The sequence below is a fragment of the Pseudomonas sp. AC355 genome, from assembly GCF_979258205.1.
Genome location: NZ_OZ409843.1, coordinates 3,234,054 through 3,257,929, shown reverse-complemented (window position 1 = coordinate 3,257,929; position 23,876 = coordinate 3,234,054). Strand labels below are relative to the sequence as shown.

Annotated in this window: 27 protein-coding genes and 1 pseudogene; 16 read left to right on the top strand and 12 right to left on the bottom strand. The window is 62.2% G+C overall.

The genetic code is table 11. The annotated features are described in order from the left end of the window. Nucleotides 1–36 precede the first annotated feature (36 nt). On the bottom strand, nt 37–1,527 hold the full coding sequence (locus tag ACZ0AI_RS15450; RefSeq protein ID WP_463562625.1) for a YifB family Mg chelatase-like AAA ATPase: 1,491 nt from the start codon (nt 1,525–1,527) through the stop codon (nt 37–39). Nucleotides 1,528–1,613: 86 nt separating this feature from the next. Beyond that, on the bottom strand, nt 1,614–1,886 hold the full coding sequence (locus ACZ0AI_RS15445) for an accessory factor UbiK family protein (RefSeq protein ID WP_463562624.1): 273 nt from the start codon (nt 1,884–1,886) through the stop codon (nt 1,614–1,616). 400 nt (nt 1,887–2,286) lie between these two features. Here ACZ0AI_RS15445 and glnK point away from each other — a divergent pair, with 400 nt between their 5' ends. The 5 genes from glnK (at nt 2,287) to sutA (ending at nt 6,318) form a co-directional block, all read left to right on the top strand. Beyond that, nucleotides 2,287–2,625 carry a P-II family nitrogen regulator gene (gene glnK, locus ACZ0AI_RS15440; protein ID WP_003096476.1) on the top strand — a complete coding sequence of 113 codons (339 nt, stop codon included), beginning with the start codon at nt 2,287–2,289 and terminating at the stop codon, nt 2,623–2,625. 40 nt (nt 2,626–2,665) lie between these two features. Beyond that, a complete protein-coding gene (locus ACZ0AI_RS15435; RefSeq protein ID WP_463562623.1) occupies nt 2,666–3,982 on the top strand; it encodes an ammonium transporter in 1,317 nt (438 codons plus the stop codon). A gap of 114 nt (nt 3,983–4,096) precedes the next feature. Beyond that, complete coding sequence (locus tag ACZ0AI_RS15430; protein ID WP_463562622.1) at nt 4,097–5,347, top strand: ammonium transporter; 1,251 nt, start codon at nt 4,097–4,099, stop codon at nt 5,345–5,347. Nucleotides 5,348–5,495: 148 nt separating this feature from the next. Then, nucleotides 5,496–5,921 carry a secondary thiamine-phosphate synthase enzyme YjbQ gene (locus tag ACZ0AI_RS15425; RefSeq protein WP_463562621.1) on the top strand — a complete coding sequence of 142 codons (426 nt, stop codon included), beginning with the start codon at nt 5,496–5,498 and terminating at the stop codon, nt 5,919–5,921. Nucleotides 5,922–5,997: 76 nt separating this feature from the next. Beyond that, the gene (gene sutA, locus ACZ0AI_RS15420) at nt 5,998–6,318 is read left to right on the top strand and encodes a transcriptional regulator SutA (RefSeq protein ID WP_463562620.1); all 321 of its coding nucleotides are present in this window, start codon (nt 5,998–6,000) and stop codon (nt 6,316–6,318) included. An 87-nt stretch (nt 6,319–6,405) separates the two neighbouring features. Here the strand turns inward: sutA and ACZ0AI_RS15415 are convergent, their stop codons facing one another. The 6 genes from ACZ0AI_RS15415 to lptM all read right to left on the bottom strand — a co-directional run bounded on the left by ACZ0AI_RS15415 (nt 6,406) and on the right by lptM (nt 11,053). After that, entirely contained in the window at nt 6,406–7,101 is a 696-nt protein-coding gene (locus ACZ0AI_RS15415; RefSeq protein ID WP_463562619.1) for an HAD family hydrolase, read from the bottom strand. After that, nucleotides 7,098–8,003, bottom strand: a complete 906-nt coding sequence (gene xerC, locus ACZ0AI_RS15410) for a tyrosine recombinase XerC (RefSeq protein ID WP_463562618.1) — start codon at nt 8,001–8,003, stop codon at nt 7,098–7,100. Before xerC ends, ACZ0AI_RS15415 begins: the two co-directional genes overlap by 4 nt. Nucleotides 8,004–8,142: 139 nt before the next feature. Further along, the gene (locus tag ACZ0AI_RS15405) at nt 8,143–8,838 is read right to left on the bottom strand and encodes a DUF484 family protein (protein WP_463562617.1); all 696 of its coding nucleotides are present in this window, start codon (nt 8,836–8,838) and stop codon (nt 8,143–8,145) included. Further along, nucleotides 8,835–9,665 (bottom strand): diaminopimelate epimerase, encoded by an 831-nt coding sequence (gene dapF / locus ACZ0AI_RS15400; protein ID WP_463562616.1) that lies wholly within the window; start codon nt 9,663–9,665, stop codon nt 8,835–8,837. The genes ACZ0AI_RS15405 and dapF overlap by 4 nt, the downstream gene beginning before the upstream one ends. Nucleotides 9,666–9,670: 5 nt before the next feature. Beyond that, complete coding sequence (gene lysA, locus ACZ0AI_RS15395; RefSeq protein WP_463562615.1) at nt 9,671–10,918, bottom strand: diaminopimelate decarboxylase; 1,248 nt, start codon at nt 10,916–10,918, stop codon at nt 9,671–9,673. A gap of 9 nt (nt 10,919–10,927) precedes the next feature. After that, nucleotides 10,928–11,053 (bottom strand): LPS translocon maturation chaperone LptM, encoded by a 126-nt coding sequence (gene lptM, locus ACZ0AI_RS15390; protein WP_082045717.1) that lies wholly within the window; start codon nt 11,051–11,053, stop codon nt 10,928–10,930. Between the two features lie 168 nt (nt 11,054–11,221). On the opposite strand from lptM, the gene cyaY reads away from it, so the two are divergent. From cyaY to rnk, 3 genes are all read left to right on the top strand, one after another. Then, entirely contained in the window at nt 11,222–11,554 is a 333-nt protein-coding gene (gene cyaY / locus ACZ0AI_RS15385) for an iron donor protein CyaY (protein ID WP_225837598.1), read from the top strand. Continuing rightward, complete coding sequence (locus ACZ0AI_RS15380; protein ID WP_463565948.1) at nt 11,544–11,750, top strand: DUF1289 domain-containing protein; 207 nt, start codon at nt 11,544–11,546, stop codon at nt 11,748–11,750. Before cyaY ends, ACZ0AI_RS15380 begins: the two co-directional genes overlap by 11 nt. 116 nt (nt 11,751–11,866) lie before the next feature. After that, nucleotides 11,867–12,274: a nucleoside diphosphate kinase regulator gene (rnk, locus tag ACZ0AI_RS15375; RefSeq protein ID WP_463562614.1), complete on the top strand. Its 408-nt coding sequence runs from the start codon at nt 11,867–11,869 to the stop codon at nt 12,272–12,274. 183 nt (nt 12,275–12,457) lie between these two features. Here rnk and ACZ0AI_RS15370 read toward each other — a convergent pair whose 3' ends face one another. The 4 genes from ACZ0AI_RS15370 to ACZ0AI_RS15355 form a co-directional block, all read right to left on the bottom strand. Continuing rightward, the gene (locus ACZ0AI_RS15370; protein WP_463562613.1) at nt 12,458–15,298 is read right to left on the bottom strand and encodes a class I adenylate cyclase; all 2,841 of its coding nucleotides are present in this window, start codon (nt 15,296–15,298) and stop codon (nt 12,458–12,460) included. Nucleotides 15,299–15,464: 166 nt separating this feature from the next. Next, nucleotides 15,465–15,710 carry a TIGR02647 family protein gene (locus ACZ0AI_RS15365; protein WP_225837605.1) on the bottom strand — a complete coding sequence of 82 codons (246 nt, stop codon included), beginning with the start codon at nt 15,708–15,710 and terminating at the stop codon, nt 15,465–15,467. Between the two features lie 92 nt (nt 15,711–15,802). Continuing rightward, nucleotides 15,803–16,561 carry a substrate-binding periplasmic protein gene (locus ACZ0AI_RS15360; protein WP_463562612.1) on the bottom strand — a complete coding sequence of 253 codons (759 nt, stop codon included), beginning with the start codon at nt 16,559–16,561 and terminating at the stop codon, nt 15,803–15,805. A gap of 83 nt (nt 16,562–16,644) precedes the next feature. After that, nucleotides 16,645–16,920, bottom strand: a complete 276-nt coding sequence (locus tag ACZ0AI_RS15355) for a hypothetical protein (RefSeq protein WP_463562611.1) — start codon at nt 16,918–16,920, stop codon at nt 16,645–16,647. 165 nt (nt 16,921–17,085) lie between these two features. Between ACZ0AI_RS15355 and ACZ0AI_RS15350 the strand changes: the two genes are divergently transcribed. The 8 genes and pseudogenes from ACZ0AI_RS15350 to ACZ0AI_RS15315 all read left to right on the top strand — a co-directional run bounded on the left by ACZ0AI_RS15350 (nt 17,086) and on the right by ACZ0AI_RS15315 (nt 23,863). After that, entirely contained in the window at nt 17,086–17,883 is a 798-nt protein-coding gene (locus ACZ0AI_RS15350; RefSeq protein ID WP_463562610.1) for an IclR family transcriptional regulator, read from the top strand. Then, entirely contained in the window at nt 17,880–18,857 is a 978-nt protein-coding gene (locus tag ACZ0AI_RS15345) for a 2-dehydro-3-deoxygalactonokinase (protein ID WP_463562609.1), read from the top strand. The genes ACZ0AI_RS15350 and ACZ0AI_RS15345 overlap by 4 nt, the downstream gene beginning before the upstream one ends. Then, the gene (locus tag ACZ0AI_RS15340) at nt 18,850–19,473 is read left to right on the top strand and encodes a 2-dehydro-3-deoxy-6-phosphogalactonate aldolase (RefSeq protein ID WP_463562608.1); all 624 of its coding nucleotides are present in this window, start codon (nt 18,850–18,852) and stop codon (nt 19,471–19,473) included. The genes ACZ0AI_RS15345 and ACZ0AI_RS15340 overlap by 8 nt, the downstream gene beginning before the upstream one ends. Before the next feature lie 61 nt (nt 19,474–19,534). Beyond that, entirely contained in the window at nt 19,535–20,551 is a 1,017-nt protein-coding gene (locus ACZ0AI_RS15335; RefSeq protein ID WP_463562607.1) for a Bug family tripartite tricarboxylate transporter substrate binding protein, read from the top strand. A gap of 67 nt (nt 20,552–20,618) precedes the next feature. Next, nucleotides 20,619–21,110, top strand: coding sequence for a tripartite tricarboxylate transporter TctB family protein (locus tag ACZ0AI_RS15330; protein ID WP_463562606.1), 492 nt, complete (start codon nt 20,619–20,621; stop codon nt 21,108–21,110). A gap of 29 nt (nt 21,111–21,139) precedes the next feature. After that, nucleotides 21,140–22,650 (top strand): annotated as a pseudogene (locus ACZ0AI_RS15325) (tripartite tricarboxylate transporter permease). Then, on the top strand, nt 22,647–23,426 hold the full coding sequence (locus ACZ0AI_RS15320) for an SDR family NAD(P)-dependent oxidoreductase (RefSeq protein WP_463562605.1): 780 nt from the start codon (nt 22,647–22,649) through the stop codon (nt 23,424–23,426). The pseudogene ACZ0AI_RS15325 and the gene ACZ0AI_RS15320 overlap by 4 nt, the downstream one beginning before the upstream one ends. Then, nucleotides 23,423–23,863 (top strand): GlcG/HbpS family heme-binding protein, encoded by a 441-nt coding sequence (locus ACZ0AI_RS15315; RefSeq protein ID WP_463562604.1) that lies wholly within the window; start codon nt 23,423–23,425, stop codon nt 23,861–23,863. The genes ACZ0AI_RS15320 and ACZ0AI_RS15315 overlap by 4 nt, the downstream gene beginning before the upstream one ends. The last annotated feature ends 13 nt before the right edge of the window (nt 23,864–23,876 follow it).

The window sequence follows — 23,876 nt, the reverse complement described above, 5'->3', positions numbered from 1 at the left end:
TTGCATGTGGATTCGTTCAGCTTATTTCTGCGTGTTTCACAGGTTGGTGCGGTACTGCAGGGCCTCTGCCAGGTGCTGGCGGCTGATCGCCTTTTGCGCCTGCAGATCTGCCAGCGTGCGTGCGACCTTGAGCACACGATGAGCCGAGCGCAGCGATAAGGTCAGGCGTTCGCAGGCGTGCTCTAACCACTGCCGATCGATGTCACTCAGTGCGCAGTGCTCACGCAGCCCTGGCAGGTCGAGAAAGGCATTGGCCATGCCCTGGCGCTGCAGTTGGATATCCCGCGCTGTAGCGACCCAGGCAGCCGCCGTTGCGCTGCTTTCACCACTGTCCGGCGGTGTGCTGAGCGCAGTGCTTTCCCGCGCAACGGTGATATGCAAGTCGATACGGTCGAGTAGTGGGCCAGACAGTTTGCCGCGGTAGCGCTGAATCTGTTCCGGGCTGCAGCGGCAGCGCCCGCTGGGGTCGCCCAGGAAACCACACGGGCAGGGATTCATGGCAGCGACGAGCTGGAAGCGGGCGGGGAAGCTGACTTTGTCGCGAGCTCGGGCTATCACGATCTGGCCGCTTTCGAGTGGCTCTCTAAGCACTTCAAGGACGCGTCTGTCGAATTCCGGCAGTTCATCCAAAAAAAGCACACCGTGGTGGGCGAGGGTGATTTCTCCGGGTTGAGGACGACTGCCGCCACCCACCAATGCCGGCCCCGATGCGCTGTGATGAGGGTGTCTAAATGGTCGTTGTGGCCAGCTCTGTAAAGGGGTGTGGCTGGCCACCGAGCGAATCGCTGCAACCTGTAGGGCCTCTTCCTCTGTCAGTGGTGGTAGCAAGCCGGGTAGGCGGCTCGCCAGTAGCGTTTTGCCCGTGCCGGGTGGCCCGCTCAGTAGCAGATTGTGGCCCCCGGCAGCGGCCACCAGAAGGGCACGCTTGGCAGCGGTTTGCCCTTGCACTTCGGCTAGGTCTGGATAAGGTTGAGTGTGGCGTAGCAGGCCCTGCGCCTGATAAGCGGCCAATGGCGTCTGGCCGTTCAGGTGCGCGACCAGCTCCAGAAGATGCCCTGCCGCCAGCACCGTCAGCCCGGATGCAAGGCTGGCCTCTTCGGCGTTTTCCTTGGGCACCACAAGGGTGCGCCCGGCTCCCCGGGCCGCCAGGGCCGCAGGCAGCACGCCTTGTACTGGGCGGATGGCGCCAGATAACGCCAGTTCGCCAAGGCATTCGAGTGGGGTCAGGGAGTCTGCTGGCAATTGTCCGCTGGCCGCCAGAATACCCAAGGCAATGGCCAGGTCGAAACGGCCTCCGTCCTTCGGTAAATCAGCCGGGGCCAGGTTCAGCGTGATACGGCGTGGCGGGAAATCCAGTGCGCAGTTGAGGATGGCACTGCGCACGCGATCCTTACTTTCCTTGACGGCCGCTTCCGGCAAACCGACCAGCGCAAGTGATGGCAGGCCGTTGGCCAAATGGGCTTCGACGGTAACAGCGGGGGCGTCTACGCCGACTTGGGCGCGGCTGTGGACTACGGCCAATGACATCGATCACTCCTTGATCTTTGGGGCTGCTGGCGCTGCTGTGCGAGCGCACTGAAGCTTCAACAGGTACTACTTATTTACCGCGTACGTTACTCGGCCGATGTTTGCTGTGCTGTCGTGTTGCGCGACTCGATTTCCGCGACCTTGGCTTCCAGAGCTTCAAGGCGTGCACGAGTGCGAGCCAGCACTACCATTTGGCTATCGAATTCTTCGCGGCTGACTAGATCCAGCTTGCTGAATGTGCTCTGCAATAGAGCCTTGAGCTGGCTCTCGATTTCGCTGCGTGGCAAGGGAGTATCGCCGCTGAGCAGGCGCGTGGCCTGGCTGCTAAGGGCGTCGAGCAGAGCTTTGGGTGGCAGCATAAGAACCTTCCGAAAACGAGTGTCGGCAGTGTAGCACGGCATTTTTGGGGGCTGCCTGAGGTGGGTGCACCAACTCTGTGCGTGTCGAGGGGTGGTGTGGCGCTGTTCTGGTGCGTCATCCGCTCGGGATGTTTCCAGGCAAACCTCTGTATGCCCGTAACATCCTGATAAGGAGGCGCTTTGCCGTTATTGGCAAGCTTTCTGCTTAGTCGCTACTGACCCATGCACCGATGCGGTTCGGTTGTATCGTGCGGGCGGGGAATGTTTCGCCGGGAGCAGTTGGTGGTATCGGATCAGCCTGTCTTGGCAACCGATGCATACAAAAGCCAGACACTGAGCTTAGACTTGCAGCGGGGTAAAAATTCCTGGGGCAAGTCCACCTTACACGGGAGAGAGTTTCATGAAACTAGTCACTGCCATCATCAAGCCGTTCAAGCTGGACGACGTCCGCGAGTCGCTGTCGGAAATCGGGGTGCAAGGCATCACCGTGACCGAAGTGAAAGGCTTCGGCCGTCAGAAGGGTCACACCGAGCTGTACCGCGGTGCCGAATATGTCGTCGATTTCCTGCCCAAGGTGAAGATCGACGTGGCCATCGCCGACGATCAGTTGGATCGTGTCATCGAAGCCATTACCAAAGCTGCCAACACCGGCAAGATCGGTGACGGCAAGATTTTCGTTGTAAACCTGGAACAGGCGATCCGCATCCGTACCGGCGAAACCGATACCGACGCGATCTAAGCTCCGCCCCCACCCCCAAAATCGTCCCAGGAGTTAAATCATGACTCTGCGAAAAGTCGCAGGGCTCGGAGCCCTTTCGTCCCTGTTTTTCCCCGGCATGGCCATGGCGCAGGAAGCGACGCTGAATTCCGGTGACACCGCCTGGATGCTGACCGCCACTGCCCTGGTGCTGTTCATGACCATTCCCGGCTTGGCGCTGTTCTATGCAGGTATGGTGCGTTCCAAGAACGTTCTGTCGGTCATGATGCAGTGCTTCGCCATCACCGCGTTGATGAGCCTCCTGTGGTTCGCCTACGGCTACAGCCTGGCGTTCGACACCACCGGGATGGAAGCCGGCGTGACCAACTTCAGCTCCTTCGTGGGCGGTTTGGGCAACATGTTCCTCGGCAACCTGACCAAAGAATCGCTGACCGCGGCCTTCCCGGAAAGCGTATTCGTCACCTTCCAGATGACCTTCGCCATCATCACCCCTGCACTGATCGTCGGTGCCTTCGCCGAGCGCATGAAGTTCTCGGCGATGCTGGTGTTCATGACCGTTTGGTTCACCCTCGTCTATGCGCCAATCGCGCACATGGTCTGGGGTGGCGACGGTGCCCTGATGTGGGACTGGGGCGTGCTGGACTTCGCTGGCGGCACCGTTGTGCACATCAACGCCGGTATCGCCGGTCTGGTGGCGTGCATCGTGCTGGGCAAGCGTAAGGGCTTCCCGAGCGTAGCCATGGCGCCGCACAACCTGGGCTATACCCTGATCGGTGCTGCGATGCTGTGGGTCGGCTGGTTCGGCTTCAACGCTGGCTCCGCTGCTGCCGCTGACCAGACCGCGGGTATGGCCATGCTGGTTACCCAGATCGCCACCGCCGCCGCTGCACTGAGCTGGATGTTCGCCGAGTGGGTCGCCCACGGCAAACCTAGCGCTCTGGGCATTGCCTCTGGTGTGGTTGCAGGCCTGGTCGCCATCACCCCTGCTGCCGGCACCGTCGGCCCGATGGGCGCGATGATCATCGGTCTGGCTTCCGGCGTGATCTGCTTCTTCTGTGCCACCAGCCTCAAGCGCAAACTGGGTTACGACGACTCCCTGGACGTCTTCGGCGTACATGGCGTGGGCGGCATCGTCGGTGCACTGCTGACCGGTATCTTCGCAGCGCCTGCCCTGGGCGGTTTCGGCGAAGTCGAGAACATCGGCCTGCAGCTGTGGATCCAGTTCAAAGGCGTTGCCTTCACCGTGATCTACACCGCCATCGTCACCTTCGTGATCCTCAAGGTCATCGATGTGGTCATGGGGCTGCGTGTCACCGAAGAAGAAGAGTCGGTCGGCCTCGACCTGGCTCAGCACAACGAGCGCGGTTACATCCTGTAAGTCTCAGGGGCTCGCCGCGTGTGGCGGGCCCAAAGCACACGGAGTGCGCCCGGAGCCAACCCGGGCGCCTCGACCGAACAGCGCACAGACAAGCGCGACGGCTAGAGGTGAAAAATGGACAACACAGCACTGACTGCTTTGCAGTACGGTTTCGATACTTTCTACTTTCTGATTTGCGGCGCCCTGGTGATGTGGATGGCCGCTGGTTTCGCCATGCTCGAAGCTGGCCTGGTGCGTGCCAAGAACACCACCGAAATCCTGACCAAGAACGTGGCCCTGTTCGCCATTGCCTGCGTCATGTATCTGCTGATCGGCTACTTCATCATGTATTCCAGCCCTGAAGGCGGCATCCTGCCGAGCTTCGGCTTTCTGATCGGCGACGAGAACAGCGTCGAGTCCGTGCTGGCTGGTGGCGAAGACGTCCCTTATTATGCCGCACGTTCTGACTTCTTCTTCCAGGTCGTGTTCGCCGCTACCTGTATGTCCATCGTGTCTGGCGCCGTAGCTGAGCGCATGAAGCTGTGGGCGTTCATCGCCTTCGCAGTGGTCATGACCGCCATCATCTATCCGGTTCAGGGCTTCTGGAAATGGGGCGGTGGTTTCCTCGATGCAGCCGGTTTCCTCGATTTCGCCGGCTCCAGTGTCGTGCACATGGCTGGCGCTGCAGCTGCGCTGGCCGGGGTGATCCTGCTCGGTGCGCGCAAGGGTAAATACGGCGCCAATGGGCAGATAAATGCCATTCCGGGATCCAACCTGCCATTGGCAGCGTTGGGCATGTTCATCCTGTGGATGGGCTGGTTCGGCTTCAACGGTGGCTCGCAGCTGAAGATGAGCACCATCGAGGACGCCAACGCCGTGGCTCAGGTGTTCGTCAACACCAACATGGCCGCTGCCGGTGGCCTGATCGCCGCACTGATTGTGGCACGCATCCTGTTCGGCAAGGCTGACCTGACCATGGCCATCAACGGCGCTCTGGCTGGTTTGGTATCGATCACCGCGGAGCCGCTGACGCCGACCGCACTGCAGGCCACGCTGATTGGTGGTGTCGGTGGCGTGCTGGTGGTGTTCGCCATCCTTGGCTTCGACAAGATCAAGATCGACGATCCGGTCGGTGCCATCTCCGTACACGGCGCTGCCGGTATCTGGGGCACTCTGGCTGTCTGCCTGACTAATGGCGACGCCAGCCTTGGCGCACAACTGTTGGGTATTGGCAGCATCTTCGCCTGGGTGTTCATTGCCAGCCTGATCGTCTGGGGCATCATCAAGGCAACGGTTGGCCTGCGGGTATCCGAGGAGGAGGAATACGACGGTGTCGACCTGGTCGAGTGCGGGATGGAAGCCTATCCCGAGTTCACCAACAAGTAGTGATCTAATCGTCAGGGCCGGAAGGTTTCGACCTTCCAGCACCTCATCACGAAAAATGATGGTCGAACAATCGCAAAGGGCGCTCAGGCGCCCTTTGTTTTTTTCTGCGGCGCGCTAGAATGCGCCCGTTGAAAAGAGGACGACGAACATGTGGCAGCAACGGCTGATCACCCTGCGTCCACGGGCGCGAGGCTTTCACCTCGTAACCGATGAATTGCAGGATGCGTTACCGGAACTGGCGAGCTATAGGGTGGGTCTGTTACACCTGTGGCTGCAGCACACGTCGGCGTCTCTGACTGTCAACGAGAATGCCGACCCGGCGGTACGCCGCGACTTCGAGCGCTTTTTTCGCCGTCTCGTCCCTGAGGACGCGGTGGGCTACGAGCACTGCGACGAAGGCCCGGATGATCTACCGGCGCACTTCAAGTCGAGCCTGTTGGGTGTTCAGTTGCAGATCCCCGTGAGTCATGGGCGTCTGGCGCTGGGTACCTGGCAGGGGATTTATCTCGGCGAGCACCGTGAGCAGGGTGGTGCGCGTCGAGTGCTGGCGACCTTGCAAGGTACGGCAAATTGAATTTTTTCCAGGTGTTCGGCAATGACGGACGACTGGGCTATAACTAACCTGCTTTTCGCAAGTCATGAGGCTGAACATGAGCGACGAAGAACTGGAACAAGACGAGCTGGAAGGTGCTGACGAGGACGACGGTGAGGAGCTGGCGGCCGCGGATAGCGATGATGGCGATGACGAAAGCGAATCCAGCAGCGCAGCGCCTGCCAAGGGCAAGGCCAAGAAGGCGGTAGAGGTAGAAGAGCTGCCGAGTGTCGAAGCCAAGCAGAAGGAGCGTGATGCCCTGGCTCGCGCCATGGACGAGTTCTTGTCGCGTGGCGGCAGGGTGCAGGAGGTGGAGCCCAATGTGGTGTCCGATCCGCCCAAGAAGCCAGACAGCAAATACGGCAGTCGCCCCATCTGAGGCAAAGCCGGTTGCACACGCAAAAGCCCGCCTGAGAAGGTGGGCTTTTGCGTTTTAGGGGTTCGAAAATGCAGTGGCGGTGGGGCGCTACGCCCAGCGCTGCAGCAATGCTGGCAGCTCGCTGAGGCTGTGGATCTGTGCGTCGGCCTCGTCGTCACCAGCCCAGGCTTTGCCTTCCGGGTTGAACCATACCGCGCGCCAGCCCGCTGCGCGTGCGCCGGCGATATCGTCGCCGGGATGATCACCAATATGCACGGCCTGTTCGGCCTGCATGCCGGAGCGGCTGAGCGCCTCCTGGAACGGCTTGGGGTCAGGTTTGCCGACGCCCAACTCTTCGGCGCAGAGGATAAAGCTGAAGTAGTCGGCCAAGCCCAGGCGGCGTACGTCGGCGTTGCCGTTGGTGATTACCCCGAGATGATACTGGTTGGCCAACTGCTCTAGTGTGGTAACCGTATCGGCAAAGAAGGTGATCGCATGCCGTGCCTCGAGCATGGCCTGGAAGGCGCCTTCGGCCAGGTGTTGGGCTTCGTCAGGAGCATGACCAACGCCTTCCAGGGCGTGACGCAGGGTTCGGCGGCGTAGCTCGCTAAGGCGATATTTCAGGCTGGGTTCGGCCTCCAGCAGGCGGCCGCGGGTCTGCCCCAGGTAATCCACCGGCTGGCTTGCCAGGCGCGGTGCGTGGGCGCTGATCCAGTCACGCATAGCGGTCTCGGCGCCCAAAATCACCGGGCGGTTGTCCCACAGGGTGTCGTCGAGGTCGAAGGTGACCAGGCGGATACTCATGAGTCCTGTTCCTTGCGGCGTTTGGCCCGTGGATGAGCACTGTCGTAGACCTTGCTCAGGTGCTGGAAGTCCAGATGGGTGTAGATCTGCGTGGTGGCGATGTCGGCATGCCCCAGTAGCTCTTGCACCGCGCGCAGATCCTGAGAGGATTCGAGCATATGACTGGCGAAGGAGTGACGCAGCATGTGCGGATGAATGTGCTGACCGAGTTCGCTGATGCCCGCCTGGCGCACTCGCAACTGCACGGCGCGGGCGCCGATGCGTCGCCCCTGACGGCTGATGAATACCGCGCCATCCGCCGGGTTGGCCAGGGCACGCAGTGGCAGCCATTGCTCCAGGGCTTCACGGGCCTTGCTGCCGACCGGCAGCTCACGCACCTTGTTGCCCTTGCCGACCACTCGCACCAGGCCAGCAGGCAGGTCGAGGCCGTCGAGGTCGAGCGCGACTAGCTCCGACAGGCGCAGCCCCGAGGAATAGAACAGTTCGAGCATGGCGTGATCGCGGCGGGCGATGAGGTCGTCTTCCTGAGCGCCATCGAGCAATTGGCTGGCGCGATCCACATCCAGCACCTTTGGCAGCCTGCGCTCGCCCTTGGGCGGTGTCAGGCCGCTGGCGGGGTCGTGGCGGCAATGGTTTTCACGGATCAGATAGCGATACAGGCCACGAGTGGCCGAAAGCAGGCGCGCGAGGCTGCGTGCCGACTGGCCTTCCATGTGCAGGCGAGCCACCTGGCGACGCAGACGTGAGGTATCGAGGGCGCCCCAATCGGCGAGTTGTTCCTTCTCGCAGTAGGCAAGCAGCTTGTTGAGGTCGCGGCGGTAGCCATCCAGGGTATGGACAGACACCTGGCGCTCGCTACGCAAGTGTTCGAGATAGGCCTCAAGGTCGGCGGCAAGCTTCACGCTAAAAACTCCGTTGGATGGGTTAGCGGCGCCTGGTACAAGCCCTTGGTGTCTTCAGACATTCGCGCGCGACTTAACCCATCGAGTGCTCAGGCGTGAGGCTTACGCCCGACCTTCGAGTGCTCCGAATGTCTGGGTATTACCTGACCGAACGCAGCGGTGTGGAGAACCGTGGCAACACTCGCGACAGGACTTCGGCGATATAGCCTAGAAACAGCGTGCCCAGAGAGCTCTTGTAATGCTGCGAATCGGCACTGCCGATTGCCAGCACGCCATGCAGGCCCTGATACGACAGGCCAACCACGGCCGCCGAGCCGACGTCCGCGCCGGCCTCGCCGAACAGAAAGTTCAACTCGTGCTCGCGCAGCACACCGCAGATGGTCTTGCCGCCCGCCAGCAGGCCACCGATGGCCTGATGGGCCTCCGCGCTGCTGACGCTGCGGCCGACCGGCAGCGGTGTGTCACTGAACAGGATCAACCCCACGAAGGGCACCTGGAACTCACGGCGCAGGCTGTCCTCGACGCAACTGACCACTTCTTCGAGGCTGCTGGCGTCCATCAGATCGAGTATCAGGCGGCGCGTCTTGTCGAACAGCCGGTCGTTGTCGCGGGCCACGTCCATCAGGTGCGACAGACGCTGGCGCATCTCGATATTGCGTTCGCGTAGCAGTTTGACCTGACGCTCGACCAGCGACACGGTATCGCCGCGCTGGTGCGGAATACGCAGTTCAGGGATCAGTTCATCGTGGTCGATGAAGAACTCGGGGTGCAGGCGCAGGTAGGCGGCGACGGTTGCCGAGTCCAGGGGTTTGGGCGAATCCTGCTGGTCTGTCATAGGCGAACCTGTCCTTCGTACACGCGCACGGTGGGGCCGGTCATCATAACCGGCTGGCCAGGGCCTGCCCACTCGATGGTCAGCTTGCCGCCTGGCAGTTCCAGTTGCACGGGCGAGTCCATCCAGCCCTGGCGGATCGCGGCGACGGCTGCGGCGCAGGCCCCGGTACCACAGGCCTGGGTTTCCCCGGCGCCGCGTTCCCAGACGCGCAAGCGGCCGCGCTGGCGATCGACAACCTGCAGGAAACCGACGTTTACCCGCTGTGGAAAACGCGGGTGATGCTCCAGCTTTGGCCCCAGTTCGTGCACTGGCGCGCTGTCGACATCATCGACACGCAGCACGGCATGGGGGTTGCCCATGGAGACTGCCGCCAGCTCGTGTGCTTTGCCTTCAACCTCGACGGCGTAGCTCAGGGCTTCGGCGTCGGCCTGGAAGGGGATCTGCTCGGGCACCAGGCGCGGCGCCCCCATGTCCACGGTGATCAGGCCGTCAGCGCGAACCTGCAGCTCGATGATGCCGCCCTTGGTTTCCACACGGATGGTTTTCTTCACCGTCAGGCGCTTGTCCAGTACGAAGCGGGCGAAACAGCGCGCGCCGTTGCCGCACTGTTCCACTTCGCTGCCGTCGGAATTGAAGATGCGGTAACGGAAATCCACGTCCGGATGCTGCGGCGGTTCGACCAGCAGCAACTGATCGAAGCCGACGCCGGTGTGGCGATCGCCCCACTGCTTGGCGTGCTTGGGCTGGATATGGGCATGCTGGCTGACCAGGTCGAGAACCATGAAGTCGTTACCCAGGCCATGCATCTTGGTAAATCGCAATAACATCGGCATCACTCCGGCAGGCGGCTTTCGCCCGCGAAGAGTTCGTCCAGAGTTTCTCGCCGACGCACCTCGAAGACCTGCTCGCCATCCACCATCACCTCGGCGGCGCGCCCGCGGGTGTTGTAGTTGGAGCTCATCACGAAGCCATAGGCACCCGCCGAGCGCACGGCCAGCAGGTCACCTTCGGCCAGCGTCAGGTCGCGTTCCTTGGCGAGGAAATCACCGGTTTCGCAGATCGGCCCAACGATATCGTACTGACGGCTGGCGCCTTCGCGCGGCTGTACCGGCACCACGTCCATCCAGGCCTGATACAGGGCCGGGCGGATCAGGTCGTTCATCGCCGCATCGACGATGGCGAAATCCTTGTGCTCGGTATGCTTGAGGTATTCCACGCGGGTCAGCAGCACGCCGGCGTTGGCGACGATGAAGCGACCCGGCTCGAACACCAGTGCCAGATCGCGGCCTTCGATGCGCTGGCGCACCGCCTGGATGTAGTCACCGGCCAGTGGTGGTTGCTCATCGCGGTATTGCACGCCGAGGCCGCCGCCCAGGTCGATATGACGAAGGTGGATACCCTGCTCGGCAAGGCGGTCGACCAGCACCAGCAGGCGGTCGAGCGCATCGAGAAATGGCGGCAGACTGGTCAGCTGCGAACCGATATGGCAATCGACGCCGACCACCACCAGGTTGGGCAGGGCGGCAGCGCGGGCGTAAACCGCCTCGGCATCGGCGATGGCGATACCGAACTTGTTTTCTTTCAGGCCGGTGGATATGTACGGGTGAGTGCCCGCGTCCACGTCCGGGTTGACGCGCAGGGAGACCGCCGCGGTCTTGCCGAGCTCGGCTGCGACCTGCTGCAGGCGCTCCAGCTCGTCGGTGGACTCGACGTTGAAACAGTGCACGCCCACTTCCAGAGCACGGCGCATATCGTCACGGCTCTTGCCGACGCCGGAGAAGACGATCTTGTCGGCAGTGCCGCCAGCGGCCAGAACGCGTTCCAGCTCACCGCGCGAGACGATGTCGAAGCCCGCGCCCAGGCGCGCCAGAACGTTCAGCACGCCGAGGTTGGAGTTGGCCTTGACGGCGAAACACACCAAGTGTGGCGTGCCGGCCAGCGCATCGGCGTAGGCGCGGTACTGCGCCTCGATGTGAGCGCGAGAGTAGACATAGGTAGGCGTGCCGAAGCGCTGGGCAACGGCGGACAACGCCACACCTTCCGCGAACAGCGAGCCGTCGCGGTATTCGAAGGTGTTCATGAGCTGTCCTTATCTGTCTTGCGCAGGTGCGGACTGGGTATCATCCGGCAGGTACAGTGGGCCTTTCTGGCCACAGCCACTGAGCAGGGTGGTGACGGCGACGAGCGCGATGAGGGCAGTGAACAGCCGCTTCATGGTCAAATCCTTGTAATAAAGCATAATTGCCCCGGAGTATACCGACCCCCCGGCATGTTGCCTATGCAGTGGGGCTCCCGTCCGGCGGGGCTTTGTCTTGGCACACTGACGCGCGCCAGTTGTTTCTTTTGCGTACGATGTTGCTGAATCTTTCTTGAGGTAAGTGCAATGAGTTTGACCGAAGCCCGTTTCCACGACCTGGTCGATGCCGTGCAGCAGGCGGTGGAAGACATCTTCGACGACAGCGATCTGGATCTCGATCTGGAAAACTCCGCTGGCGTGCTGACGGTGCGCTTCGAAAATGGCTCGCAGCTGATTTTCAGCCGTCAGCCTGCGCTGCGTCAGCTCTGGTTGGCGGCCCGCTCTGGTGGCTTCCACTTCGATTACGAAGAGGACAACCAGCGTTGGATATGCGACACCAGTGACGAGCTCTTGAGCGAGATGCTTGATCGCATCGTTGCTGAACAATCAGGCGCTAATCTTGATTTCGATGAAATCTGAAATCGTTGCTGCTGATCGTTCTTTGGCTGATTCGCCCATTGCGTCTCCTTGTGTGCGGCGCTGCTGCTTGAACGCAGTTGACAGGTGTCTGGGATGTGGGCGTCTGATGGCGGAAATTCTCGAGTGGGGCTATGCCGATGAGGGGCGCCGGCGCGTTATCCGAGCGCTGGCCAAAGAGCGCCTTGGGGCCAGCTGAGCCTGCTCTTGTTTATTTGGGTGGCTGTGTTACGGTCGGCTCAATCTGTGCAAAACCCCGTCGTCTCGATGGGGTTTTGCTTTTTTAGCGTCCTGCAAAGGAGATATGCACGCACCATGGCCAGCACAACGTCCATCACCATTACCCGCCTCGATCTGCAGCGTTTGGAGCAATTGCTCGACAGCCTCGATGATATCGGCCCGGCTGCCGAAGCTTTGCAGGCCGAATTGGATCGGGCTGAGGTGGTCAGCCATGACCAGGTGCCAGCGGGCGTGGTGACCATGAATTCGCGCGTACATTGTCGCGAAGAAGGCAGCGGCAAGGACTATCACCTGACCCTGGTTTACCCGCAGGACGCAGGCGGCGAAGGCAAAGTCTCGATCCTTGCGCCGGTTGGCACGGCCTTGCTGGGCCTGAGCGTTGGCCAGCATATCGATTGGCCGGCGCCGGGTGGTAAGCAACTCAAACTGACCCTGCTGGCGGTGGAGTATCAGCCGGAAGCGGCAGGCGAATACGTCCGTTAAGGCGGCCTGACTCGTAACGAGTCAGTGCTCCGTAGCCCGGGTCGAGCGCCGCGACCCGGGAATCTGCTCAGGCGGGCGCAAGTCCCAGCTCTATCGGTTCGCAGGCCGCTCCACACTCCTGAAGATCAATGCTGCGCTCGAACAGGCGCCGCACCGCTGGCTGGTGGCTGACGCCGATCTGCGTTAGAGAGCACGCAGGGCATTGTTCAGCGCCTCTTCCAGGCTGGCTTTGTAGCGCAAGTAGTGCACCACCGACGGCTGCCGGTCGCCCAGCAGAGCGGAAAGATCCAGGTCGGTGATGTAGCAGGGGTAGCGCTCTGCCTCGCTGCGCAGGGCAAGGATATGCCGGGCGACGGCGCTGAACAGGTTGTCGCCGTATTCGAGTTCGGAGAATTCCCGGTGGTTGCAGTACAGGCTGATGTAGGCGCGCTGGCCGCTGCCGGGTTCGACGATTGCCTGCACGTCGTAAAACGGCTGGCTCACTTGTGTCAGTGGCGCGGGTCGCGGCTCGAGGCGTTGGGCTCGCAGTGGTGCGGCGGGCTGCAACTGCTGATAGATGATCTCTAGCGGTGCCTGTGGGTTTTCCAGGGCGAGCGTGGCGTTGCGCCGGTACAGCAGCGACTGCAGAAAACGCTGCAGGGGGGCCAGCAGGCTGGCTTCGTCATGGAAGGTTGCCTGAGTGCGCCACACCGCGCCATGCTCGTCTAGCACATTGATTTGCGCCTGGGTACCCGCTTCGTACAGACGATAGAAAACTTGAATGCAGGCGGGTCGCCCCGCGCTGAGGATCAGCGCCAGATCCTCGCCTTCTAGGGCGTTACGGTCGAGCCTTAGGGGGGTGTACTCAAGACGATCCTGGGCCAGGTGTTCGAGCAGCGCTGGCAGGTCGTCCAGTGTGATGTGACGAACCTGGCCAGGCGTCAATTCGAGCAGGTGATAACGCCGGGTGATTTGCAGCAGATAGCGCTGTCGCTCGCCGCTGTCGACGCTGGCGATCAGCTCGCGCAGCAGATCCTCTACACGCTCGGCGATGGTCACCGCGCGATTGCGGCAGAAACAGCGCACATGGAGGGTGGGGCGATCGCCATTGGCAGGCAGCGTGTTGAGCAGGCCGGCGATGCAGTCGAGCAGGGCATTGGGGCCTTCGTAGCGCTCCACCAAGAGCTCGTTCCAGCTGTTGAGGGTGATCAGATCAAGGGTCAACACCAGGTTCTCACGCACGCCGGAGTAACCCAGCGGATCCGTGCGCTCGCTGGTCATGTGCACATTCATCTGACTGTGCTGTTTTAGCGGGTCGACGCCGACGTTGATCAGCAATAGCACTTCTCTAGGCTGGCGCGCGCGCAGCAGGGCGCTTTCCGGCACGCTGTCCAGCGGCATGGGCAGTGTCTGCGCCAGGCTGGTGAGGAGGTTGCTGAGTTCGAATTCGCTGAGGTCGCTGTCGTTTGGGTGCAATGACAGGTGCGTGCCGCTGTCGATGACGCCGTTGCGGTGGCCCCAGGCAAGCAGTTCGATCAGGCTACGGGCTTGTCGCAGTGGTGCGAAGTCCAGCCATTCTTGAGCGCCAAGGCTGCCGTTGAAGAGCGCCCAGTGGCTGCCCTTCGGCGCGGGGCAGTACACCAGGGTCAGGGTGTCTTCGCCCAGATCCGGAGCGATACCCGGGTTGATGAACTCCACCTTGCCGGCCCGCCGCTCGAACGCGGCATACAGACGCCGGCCGAGCACCGCCAGTTCACGGGTATCAGGTGCTGCAGCACCGGCATGGTTGCGTGCGAATAAGGATAGAAAGCGGTAGCTGTAATTGAGTTCGTTGACCAGTGCTCGGCGTTCGGCGCTTACCTGGCGGACTTTCCATTGGCTGCGGCTGTCGAGCATTACCAATTGGCGTTCGCCCCAACCCCACTCGGCGGTCAGGCGTTCCAGCAACAGGCGCTGCCAGCTCTTGGCGCGGCTACGCGGCGGTTTGCTGACCTTTTTGTTGACCTTCAGGTACAGGCAGCGACGCATTAGTTCAAGGCGCTCGGGCTCGCTGCGAGCCTTGAGGTACTCCTCCAGCCGACGGTAGATCAGGACGTAAGGGTCGAGCTCGTCAAGATCCAGTTGGCCGTCGTATACCGACTGCTTGAAGCGTAGCGACAGGCATTCCACCCGTGGGTGCTCGCTGGCGTAGACCTCTGTGAGCAGTAACTTGAGCGCCGACTTATAAGGCGACTCGATGCCCTTGAAGAGCTGCCACATGCCCGCGCCGATGAATTCCCCGGAAGGCACATGGGCCAGGTGACCGAGGTCGAGTACTTCCTCGGCGCGGATGAAACGCTTGCTCAGCAGGGTTGCGGTAAATAGCTCGTAGCGGTGTTCGTCGATGGTAGGCACAAGCCACCAGAGCGGTGTGCGGCCACCCAGCCAGATCGCCGTTCGGTAGAACTCGTCGAGCAGCAGAAAGTGTTGAGTGGTGCCGCAGTCGTCTGACGTGAGTCGCGCCTCGCGTTCTCCAGCACGAAAACGCTGCGGATCGATCAGGAAGAAATGCGCCTCGGTGCCTTGGCTGGCGGCCCAGGTTTGCAGCAGGTCGCATTTGCGGCGCAGCTCGTCACGGGCAGCGGCGGTAAGGTCGCTGGCATGGCAGAGCCACAGATCCATGTCGCTCTGCTCGGCCTGTGCCACGGTACCGAGGCTGCCCATCAGGAACAGGCCATGGATTGGCGTGGGCGCTGGGCCGTGGGCTGGTTTGTAGACGAAGGAGCGAGTCAGGCGCTGTGCCTCGGCGAGCAGCTCGGCGCTGGGCTCGAAGCCGCTGAGGCCGGCAGGTGTCTGTGCGGAGACGTAACCGGGCAGCAGCGGATGATTGACGTGAAACAGCAGTGGCAGAAGTGTGAGCACCCGCTGCTGGCGACTCGATAATGCCTGCATGGCCCGCTCTTGGCGCCCGTGATTGATGCGCATGAAGCGTGCGCGCAACTGGGTGAGCACCTTGCGGTCAATGCCGTCGTCAATATCTGGGCGTAGGGGCGGGTGGCGCTTCATGCTCAGGCTCGGCCGAATGGTGAGCAAGACTAGGGTGTGTTTCCGTTTCAGCGCAAGCTGTGTTGCGAAGGGCTGAGCAGTCGCCCTGATAGATGCTGAGTACTTGGTCGAAACGTTATGCGGAGAGGTGCCTGCCGCCATCAGGGCAGCAGGCGTTGGTCAGCGATCAGGCGGGTTGTGGCGCGGTGAGAATGGCCCGCAGGCTTTGCGCATGCTCGGCTGCCTCGTGACCCAGGCGGGTCAGGTAGCCGCCATCGCTGAGGCTGATTAGCCCCTTCTCGTGCAGGCGCCCGGCAGCGGCGACGGCAGAGGGTGCTGCAGTATGGTGGATCTTCAATCCCTCCTGACCGTTGTCCAGATTGAACAGCAAAAGGATTTCCAGTTCGGCGACCAGTTCGGCGGTAAATGCCATGGTGACTCCTGCCTGTTGTTGTCGTACACGGCGTCTGCCGTGGGCTCCGGGGGTGTCTGGCGCCCCGCAGAGCAAGTGTAGTCAAGCTGGCGTCAGTTCGCCGGGGCGTGTTGCCATCGATCGAGAATCTGTTGATAACGGCCATTGTCATGGATGGTGCGCATGCCCTGCTCGAAGCGCTTGACCAGCTCCGCCGCGTTGGGTTGGTGACGCGAGAAACTCAGGTACAGCTTGGGGCGATGCAGGGTCGCCACCGCCACGAACTGCCCTTGCAGCTCCGGGTTTTCGCGAAACAGCGCCTGTGCAGTGCCGCGGTAGGCGGCGACGAAGTCGACACGGCCATGTTGCAGCATCAGAAAACCGCTGAGGTCGCGGCGCACCGGCACGCGGATGACCTGCGGATCGTCATCCAGGCGTGGGCCGTACTCGTAGCCGATGGTCACGGCAACCTTGCGTCCGTCCAGATGCTCGAGCTTTTCGTCGGGTGCGCTATTGCGTGGTGCCCAGAGCAGGATGTCATCACTGAATAATGGCTCGCGTGGGATCAGGAAGTCACTGTCGATGCGCTTGTCCGGCGAGGTGTTGAAGCATGCTGCCAGTTGGCCGTCGTGAGCCATCTGCATGCAGCGCGAATAGGGGTATGGCACCAGTTCGATGGGAATGTCGCTGGCGCCGAAGGCCGCTTCGACGATATCCACTGACATGCCCTGAATCTTGCCGTCACGGTACGCGGTGTAGGGATACCAGTCGTCTTCGGCGCCGATGCGCAGGGTTTCCTGGCTCCGCACCGAACTGTTCGCTGCAACCAGCAGCAGCGCAAGGCAGAAGCGGATAGAGGTGGAATGGCGCATCCGTAGCTAATCCACGTGGGCTATTGAAGCACCTTACCAGCGAGCTGCGCGGCGGAGAAGGTGGCTTCGCGGTCATTGCTGGCTCAGTTTTCCTCGGGCAGCGTCGGCAGTGCACGTAGCGCCTGCTCGTAACCTTCGGCATCGAAGGGACGATCCTCGCGCAGCATGGCGTCCACTTCGTGGGCGAGCACCATGGCCATCATCTGCACGATCTCTTCGCGCTCGTAGCCCACCAGCGTCAGCTTGTTCAGTACAGACTGAGTGAAGGCCGGCTCGCCGGATTCCAACTGATTCTCGATGGCCTGAACCAGGGTGTGCTCGGTGAAGGTTTCGTCGTCGTGTTCGTCGGCAGTGCTCATGTTGCAGATCCATGTAGCGGGAAGAAGCTGCCAGTTTAGACAGGGCGCGCACAGGCTGGCCACGCGAAATACCGTGCGCGCAGTTAATTCCTATAATATGGGAGTTTGTTTCGCATATTGAGAATTGCGAAAAAGCCTATTAGAGTCCATCGCCAGGAGAGCCCCATGCCCGATAAAAACAACAATCAAGCACCTACGGGTGCCCAGGCGCTGTTCAGAGGCCTGGCAGTAATCGACGCCGTTGCCCAAGGCGCCAGTAGCCTGGTCGACATCGGCGCGACTATCGGCTGCACGCGTAGTACAACCCATCGTCTGATCGCCGCCTTGGTACAGGCCGGTTACCTGCGTGCCATCGGTGGCAGTGCCGGTGGCTATCAGCTCGGCCCCAAGCTCATCGAGCTGGGCTACAAGGCCCGTGCGCAAATGCCGTTGGCAAACGTTGCGCGGCCCCATCTCGAAGCGCTGGCACGCCTTACACAGGACACTGTGCACTTGGGTATTCGAGACGACGGCGATGTGCTCTACATCGAGAAACTGCCGAGTAGCCGCGGCCTGGAAATGCGCTCGCGGATTGGTCTGCGCATGCCGCTGGCGCTGACTGGCATCGGCAAGTCACTGATGCTCGATCTGCCTGAAGCGCAATGGCTTGAGTTCTATGAACAGGGCCTGCAGCGTCGCGCCGGGCAGTCTGGTCTGCGTGAAGAATTCACTCCCTGGGACGATTTCCGTGGGCTCATGAGCCGCTATGCCGAAGGTGGCTTCAGCTTTGATCTGGAAGAGAACGAGCTGGGCGTGCGTTGTGTCGCTGCGCCAGTGCGCGATGCCAGCGGGCAGATCGTCGCCGCGCTGAGTGTCGCCAGTGCCATTCCTTACATGCCCGAAGCGCGCTTGCACGAGTTGCGCCCGGACGTGATCGCCTGTGCCGTCGCCATTTCCCGAGAACTGGGCTGGAGTGCCTCATGACCGAACGCCTCACGCCGACGCTGATCGCCCTCGACTGGGGCACCTCGTCGCTACGCGCCTATCTGCTCGGTGAGAGCGGCCGGGTGCTGGCCACGCAAAGCCGGCCCTGGGGCATCCAGCACACGCCGGATGGCGACTTCGCCCGCGCCTATGAAGAACTGGTAGGTGATTGGTACCGCCAATGGCCTGGCCTGCCTGCGCTGGCGTGCGGCATGATTGGCAGCCGCCAGGGCTGGCGCGAGGTTCCCTATGCACGCTGCCCGGCCACTGCGAGTGATCTGGTCGATGGGCTGTTGGCGCTGGATACCGCCTGCGGCACGCTGCATCTGCTGCCCGGTGTGCTCGATGCCAGCGCACTGCCCAACGTGATTCGTGGTGAGGAAACCCAGGTGTTCGGCGCCCTGCAACTGGCCCCGGAACTGCGTGAGAATGCCTTGCTGGTGTTGCCTGGCACCCACAGCAAATGGGTGACGGTACGCGACGGCGCGATCAGCCACTTCACCACCCATATGACCGGCGAGCTGTTCGCGGTCTTGCGTGATCATTCGATTCTTGGCCGCCCGGCCCGTGAGCAGGGTAGCGAGCGCAGCGATGAGGCATTCTTTCGTGGCCTTGACGCCGCCCGGCAGAGTGCCGCCGAAGGCGTTTCCGGGCGCCTGTTCAGCACCCGCAGCCTGTTGCTGACCGAACGCCTGACCGCAGGTGAGAGCCTGGATTACCTCTCTGGGCTGCTGATTGGTGAGGAACTGCGCAGCGTGCTCGCCGGCCTTGAGGGCGGTGCCTGTCCGCCGCTGGTACTGATTGGCGATGCGCATTTGTGCGAGCGCTATCGCCTGGCCCTGGCCCGCTTTGGCATCGACTCTGTGCGTACTCTGGAAAACGCCGGGGTCGCAGGGCTCTGGCACCTGGCCTGCGCCGCCGCGCTTGTCACCGCAACGCCCACCGTCGTTTCGAGGAGTGCTCTGCATGTCTGATTCCTATCTGCAGCAATTGCCACTGATCGCCATCCTGCGTGGCGTTAAGCCCGAGGAGATCGTGCCGGTCGGCCTAGCGCTATATGAGGCCGGCTTCCGCTTGATCGAGATTCCGCTCAACTCGCCGCAACCCTTGAAGAGCATCGGCTTGCTGGCCGCTGAACTGGGTGATCGCGCGCTGATCGGGGCCGGCACCGTGCTCAGTACCGGGCAGGTCGAGGAGGTGGCGCAGGCCGGTGGCCGGCTGATCGTGTCGCCCAATTGCAACCCTGAGGTGATTCGCGCCACACGCCGCGCCGGGCTGTTCAGCTCGCCTGGGGTGGCCACGCCCAGTGAAGGTTTTGCCGCGCTAGAAGCCGGCGCCCAAGTACTCAAGCTGTTTCCCGCCGAGCAGTTCAACCCGTCGATCGTCAAGGCATGGCGCGCGGTGTTCTCGCGGGATACCGCCTTGCTGCCGGTCGGCGGTATCACGCCTGCCGGCATGGCGGCCTACGTGGACGCGGGTGCCAGCGGCTTTGGACTCGGTTCGGCGCTGTACAAGCCAGGCATGAGCGCTGCTGAAGTGGGCGAAAACGGCAAGGCCTTCGTGGCGGCTTGGAGGACGACGCAACACTGAGATTCGCTGCACCCGATCAACATGACAGCCGTACTCGACAATAATAAAAGGAGAGCTCGTTATGCTCGTTAACCATGCACCTCGCATGTCGCAGTCTTCTACCCTCGGCAAACTGCTGAGCCGCGCCGGCTGCAAGCTGGCCGCACTGACCCTGGCGCTGGGCCTGGCCATGCCGGCGATGGCCGCCGAATGGCCGAGCCGCCCGGTGAGCATTATCGTGCCGGCCGGCGCGGGCGGAGGCTCCGACGGTACTGCCCGCATCCTGTCCAAGTACCTCAAGCAGGAGCTGGGGCAGCAGTTCAACGTCATCAACCTGGGGCAGGGCGGTGGCGTGGTCGGCATCCAGAAAATCATCAGCTCCAAGGCCGATGGTTACACCCTGGGCATCCTGTTCAACTATGCCCACTACAAGGAAATGGGCCAGGCCGACTTCAAGGCCAGCGACTTCACGCCCATCGGCCAGTACAACTTCGACCTGGCCGGCTTCCAGGTCAATACCGACTCACCCTTCACCAGCCTGCGTCAGGCGCTCGATGCGCTGAAAGCCGACCCCGCCAAGTACACCATCGCCTGTGCTGGCGGTTGCGGCGGCTCCTGGCCGATGGCCGTGGCCGGGCTGCTGGATGCCTGGCAGGTCGATCTGCAGAAGATCCGCATGATTCCCGGCCAGGGCGCCGCTGCGGCGATGCAGGATCTGGCTGCCGGAGGCGTCGACTTCGTGCCGTGCTCGCTGCCGGAGGCCGATGCGCTGCTGCGTTCCAACAAGGTGCGCAGCCTCGCGGTATTCGGTTCCGAGCGCCAGGCTGCCTACCCGGATGTGCCGACCCTGAAAGAGGAAACCGGTCTGGATCTGGAGCTGGGTTCGTTCCGTGCGCTGGTGGCACCTGCCGGCCTGCCGGACGACATCAAGGTCAAGCTTGAGGCCACTCTGGAGAAGATCTACAACGACCCCGAATGGCGCAAGGAAATGGAGGCCCGTGGCTTCCGTCCGCAGTGGCGCAATGCCGAAGCCTTCGGTGAGTACCTGGAGCAGCACACCCGTGACGTCCAGGCCCTGATCAGCAAGCTCAATCCGTAATCGCTGTGCCACCCGCCTGCTCGTAGAGGGCAGGTGCGGTGCATCGGTTGGTCGACAGGAGCGCAGCATGAAACTCAGCGACATCACTCTCGGGGTGCTCTTCACCCTGCTTGGCCTGGGCGTATTGCTCAATGGCCAGCAGATGAAAGTGTCCCCATTCTTTCAGTACGGGGCGGGGTTCTTCCCGTCCATCATCGGCGGTTTGCTGGCCTTGTGTGGCGTGATCTTGCTGGTCAAAGGTGTACGCCTGGCACGCAGTTCGGAGGGTGATGGTTTCTGGCTGGTGCAGGCTGAGCCCTGGTTTCGTAACCGCGAGCAACTGATCAACGTTGTGTTAGTGCCGTTGCTGGTGCTGGCCTTGGTGGCGACCATCGAAACCGTCGGTTTCCCGCTGTGCAGCGTGATAGTGGTCGGTGTGCTGTGCCAGCGTTTCAGTGGTCGGCCGCTGCTGTCGTGGGTGACCGCTGTGCTGGTCACTCTATTCCTCTACCTGTTCTTTCAGCAGGTGATGAGCGTGCAGTTGCCCATGGGCTTTCTAACCGACTACCTAGGAGGCTGAGTGTGGACGCGATAATCAATGCTTTCGGCATGGTGATGACGTTCGAAGTCCTGGCGGTGATGGTGGTGGCTGCCATCTACGGGCTGTTCGTCGGTGCCATCCCCGGCCTCACCGCGACCATGGCCGTGGCGCTGATGGTGCCGGTGACCTTCTTCATGGATCCGGTGCCAGCAATCGCCGCGATCGTCACCATGGCGGCCATGGCGATCTTTTCCGGTGATCTGCCGGCGGTGTACATGCGCATGCCCGGCACACCGGCTTCGGCGGCCTACACCGAGCCTTGCTACAGCCTGGCACAACGTGGCCTGGGCGAATACGCCCTGAGCATGAGCGCGATCAGTTCGGCAATCGGCGGCAGCATCGGCGTACTGGCACTGATTCTGTGTGCGCCGTTTCTGGCCGAATTCGCCCTCAATTTCAGCTCGTTCGAATATTTTTGGCTGGCCTGCATGGGCCTGACCGCTGCCATTGCGGTGTCCGACAGCTCGCCGGTCAAGGGCGCAGTATCGCTGCTGCTCGGTTTGCTGGTGGCCAGCGTGGGGTTGGATCCGGTGTCTGGCGAGGCGCGCTTCACCTTCGGCAATGCCGACCTGCTCGGCGGCCTGGGTTTTATCCCGGTGATCATCGGTCTGTTCGCGGTGGCGGAGATTCTGCGTTTCTGCACCCGCAACAGCCGCGCCGGCAACTCCCGGCAGGCCGCGCTGGTGCCGCAGAAGCCCATGTTGCTGCAGGCGCTGCGCGACATTTTCAAGTACAAGGTGGGCGTTGCTCAGGGTTCATTCGTCGGTGTGCTGGTAGGTATTCTGCCGGGCGCCGGCTCCGATGTGGCGGCATACATTTCCTACGCCATGTCCAAGCGCGCAGCGGCCAAACGCACCACGCCGGATGAGGTCAACATGGCCAAGATCGTCCCGGCTACCGCAGCCAATAACGCGGCGGTGGGGGGAGCTTCATCCCGGCCACGGTGTTCGGTATTCCCGGCGACTCGCTGACCGCCATCGTCATTGGCGTGCTGTTCATGAAGGGCCTGAACCCGGGGCCGACGATCTTCACTGAGAACGCCGACATGATCAACGCGGTGTTCCTGGCCTTCCTGCTCGCCAACATCCTGCTGATTCCCTTCGGTTTTCTCGCCATCAAGCTGTTCAAACGTGTGCTTCAGGTGCCGCAGAGCATCCTCATGCCGGTGATCTTGGCGTTCTCCATCGTCGGCGCCTTCGCCGTGGAAAACACCTTGTTCGCCATCGTCACCATTCTCGCCTTCGGCATCGTCGGCTTCCTGATGGAAGAGAACGGCTTCCCGTTGGCGCCGATGATTCTCGGCATCGTTCTCGGGCCGATGCTCGAGGAAACCTTTATCACCTCGATGATGCGCGCCCAGGGCGACCTGATGGTGTTCTTCGAACGTCCGGTCTCCCTGGTGCTGGCCATCATCACCCTGTCGCTGTGGATGTTGCCGTTGCTACTGCGCGTGCTCAAGCGCCGTGCCGGCATCGCCCCGCAACCACCTGCTCATCGCAAAGAGGAATGTACCCAATGACTTTCAATGACCTGCGCGGCAAGCGCGTACTGATCACCGGCTCCACCCTCGGCATCGGCCTGGCTACCGCGCGTGCCTTCGCCAAGCTTGGCGCCCATGTCGGCATCACCGCGCGCAACACGCCGGCCGATCTTGATGCACTGCTCAGCGAGCTGTCGGCCGATGGCGGCCAGGCTGCGTTTTTCGCCGGCGATCTCGGTAAAACCGACGCCTGCGTGGCCACGGTCGCGGCGTTCGTCGAACGCTTCGGCGGCATCGACGTGCTGATCAACAACGCCGGTGCGCTGCTGGAGCGCCGTGGTCTGGAGAACATCGACGACGCGTTCTTCGACGCTATGATCGACGTCAACCTGCGCTCGGCACTGATGGTCACCCGTGAGGCTATTCCGCATCTGCGCGCTTCGGCCAAGGCCAGCGGGCAGAGCGCGGCGGTGATCACCACCGGCTCGATCGCCGCGCATGGCGGTGGCGGCCCGGGTGCGAGCCTGTATGCGGCAGCCAAAGCCTGGCTGCACAACATTCAGCGCAACTGGGTGCGTGAATTCACCCCGGCCAATGTCCGCTTCAACATTGTCTCTCCGGGCACCGTGGACACCGCCTTCCATGCCGACAAGGACGACGCCGCACGCGCTGCGGTCAGCACCACCATTCCCATGGGCCGCTTCGGCACTCCGGAAGAAATGGCACCGTCGTACCTGTTCCTTGCCTCTCATGCCTGCAGTGGCTACATCACTGGTCAGGTGCTCGACGTCAACGGCGGGCAGGCGATGCCATGAGTGCGCCAGTCGCGTTCGCCCCTGGGGTGTTGAGCTATGGCATGCCTATCGGCCTGGCGCTAGCGCAGCACATTGCAGCGGCTGCCGAGCGGGAGGCCCGCGCCAATGGCTGGCCGATGGTGATTGCCGTGGCCGACAGCGGTGGCCATCTGGTGCTGTTGCACAAGCTCGATGAAGCGGCGCTGGGCAGTGTCGAGGTGGCGATCAAGAAGGCTTCCACCGCTGCGCTGTTCAAGCGCTCTACCAAGGGCTTCGAAGAGACCCTGGCCACCGGTGGAGCGGCACTGCGGCTGTTGTCGATGCACAACGCTATTCTGCTGGAGGGCGGTGTACCGCTGGTGCAGGACGGCAAGGTCATCGGCGCCATTGGCGTGTCGGGGATGCACCCGACTCAGGACGGGCAGGTAGCGCTGGCAGGAGCCGCCGCGCTGGAGTAGCTGCAGCGCCCGC